3 protein-coding genes are annotated in these 2,192 nt (G+C 42.1%); 2 read left to right on the forward strand and 1 reads right to left on the reverse strand.

Features of this window, described 5'->3' with window-relative positions; genetic code table 11:
- Together FC83_RS17315 and FC83_RS08695 are read left to right on the forward strand one after the other, a co-directional pair.
- A partial coding sequence (locus FC83_RS17315; protein WP_201782553.1) for a hypothetical protein occupies positions 1 to 270 on the forward strand: 270 nt, incomplete at its 5' end.
- Between the two features lie 39 nt (positions 271 to 309).
- Entirely contained in the window at positions 310 to 1,188 is an 879-nt protein-coding gene (locus FC83_RS08695; RefSeq protein WP_057002652.1) for a hypothetical protein, read from the forward strand.
- Between the two features lie 62 nt (positions 1,189 to 1,250).
- On the opposite strand, the gene FC83_RS08700 is transcribed toward FC83_RS08695, so the two are convergent.
- On the reverse strand, positions 1,251 to 2,192 hold a 942-nt coding region (locus FC83_RS08700), incomplete at its 5' end, for a polysaccharide deacetylase family protein (RefSeq protein ID WP_201782558.1).

Below are 2,192 nucleotides of genomic sequence, written 5' to 3' on the forward strand. Positions count from 1 at the left end.
GAATTTAATTCCGCTTATAATTACCCAGGCATAAATAGTGACTATCTGCAGCAGTTTAGAAGTCGTGTCGAGCTACAACATCCAATTGTCGTTACAGTTCACGGTGATAAAAAAGTACCCACAAGACTACTGCCCTATGCGCTTTCCACAAGTATTGACCTGGAACCAAATTCACAGTGGTTGTGTACCAATGTTTACTTAGGTGGCGGTGTTTGGTATCAGGTAGGGACCAATGTTTGGCTGCAGGCTACATCTGATTCACTGGACTAATAAAAGCCTCAGTTACAGCTATACGAGGAGCGAATTTTAATGAAAAAGTTAGTATGGTTATTGGGTTTAGGTACCTTACTCGTGAGTTTAAGCTTTATCTTGCAGCAACCTCAAAATGTTAAAGCAGAAACAATGGTGGCCATTCCTGTGGAAGACAGCAGTTTTGTCACTGCTGGTAAGGGCGTAACGCCGACTAAGGCGACTCAACTCCAACCCACTGGCCCGGTTTATGGTTTGTCAGCGTGGAAGATTCAAACAACAGTTCCGCTAATTTCAAATGCTGGTCCAGAACCTTGGGAAAGAGCGAGTGCTGCCTATTCAATAGGATCAGATACTTGGTTAGTAGATGGTCAGGTGCTGGTTATTCCACAAGGGAAAGTCGTTACTACGCCAATTAATTTTCAAGCCAAATCATATGGTTATAACTACGTTGCCGGTATCGTGGACAACAATGAGCCTGTTGCACTTTGGGGGAGCACTGATTACACTCACCAAGTTGGTACCGTGAAACCTGGGAGTATCTGGAAAATTACTCGGTATTATAGTGGGGCCGATGGAAGTGTCTGGTTTGATTTAGGTAATGATCAGTGGATTCCAAGTTTTTACTTCAACAACAACTTATTCTACAATTTTAATACAGCTTACAATCGACCAGATTTGAGCCGTGATTATACTACGCAGCAAAGAGTCATTACTACAATGCAACATCCATTTGTTGTTACCATTCATGGGGATAGCGCAAAACAAACATTTAAATATCCTGATATGGAGGATATGTTTCCAGGTATCTATTTAGACTCTGGCTCCCAATGGTTATGTTATGAAGTCAGTTATACTGACGCAATTTTCACACAAACTAATTGGTACAAGTTGGGCCCCGAGGTTTGGCTAGCAGCCTCTTATGATTCATTAGATTAATAATACAACGCAAAAGTGGCAGTCAGACAGTTCGATCTGATTACCACTTTTTGTGTTATAAATTAGTCATTTTCTAGCAGACTTGGCAAGCTATAGGCATTGCTTGGATTGACAGCTTTACGGTTGAAGTTATAACGGGTCAAAGTACCATCCGTTGAAGCCACTGTAAGCCGTGTACCATCTAAGATAGATTCCGTTGAACCTGCGGATTCATCTACCCCAAAATTAAAGGCAATATCATAACCAGCTTTGCGAAGCTCAAATCTGGCCTCATCGTTTCTAGAACCAGTTGGATAAGCGTATGAACGTACAGTTGTGAGTCCTCCTGCTTCAATAGCCGATTTCGAATTAACAATTTGATCGTGCAGTTGGGTACTTGTCAGGTTGCCATCACCTACGTGAAGATTGTTATGAGATCCTAAGGCAAACTGATTGTGATCCAATACCCTTACAAAGTCCCAAGATCCTGGATTATCCTCCATATTTCTAACAGTTAAAAACAAAATAGCGTTAATACCAATGTCTTCCATAATCCCAATAGCCCCTCGGCCATTATAACCGGTGTACCAACCTGCATAAAAGTCATCTAACGTGACCAGCACTGAATTGGCAGGGATCGCGGTACCTTTAGTCAAAGCATCGATAACTTCGCTTTCAGTCAGTGTATACCAATTATTGTCAGCTAACCACTGCATATCGTCACGGAACTTATCAAAGCTCAAATGGTAATCATCACCATCTTCATCTTGAATGGCATGATAAGCCAAAACCGGAATCTTATTACTACCAGAGCCTGTCGGTAATGGGGTCAAGTTCTTCATCACATCATCGTTGCAGACATAACCCCCAGTAACTTTAGCGTATTGCCGATTGTTAACGACGATATAACCATTTTGCAAACCGCTTAAATCAGCTTGTTGGTTCAAGACCACTTGCTCATCTGCAAAAGGACTGCTCAACAGACTGGCACCAGTCACATTTGCCAGTGGGTTGTTGGCATCTTG

Origin of the sequence: Agrilactobacillus composti DSM 18527 = JCM 14202 (assembly GCF_001436375.1) — a bacterium.
Taxonomy (GTDB): domain Bacteria; phylum Bacillota; class Bacilli; order Lactobacillales; family Lactobacillaceae; genus Agrilactobacillus; species Agrilactobacillus composti.

What these genes read in the sequence shown, in the direction of transcription:
- FC83_RS08695 (WP_057002652.1), top strand. Translation starts at nt 310, where the DNA reads ATGAAAAAGTTAGTATGGTTATTGGGTTTAGGTACCTTACTCGTGAGT.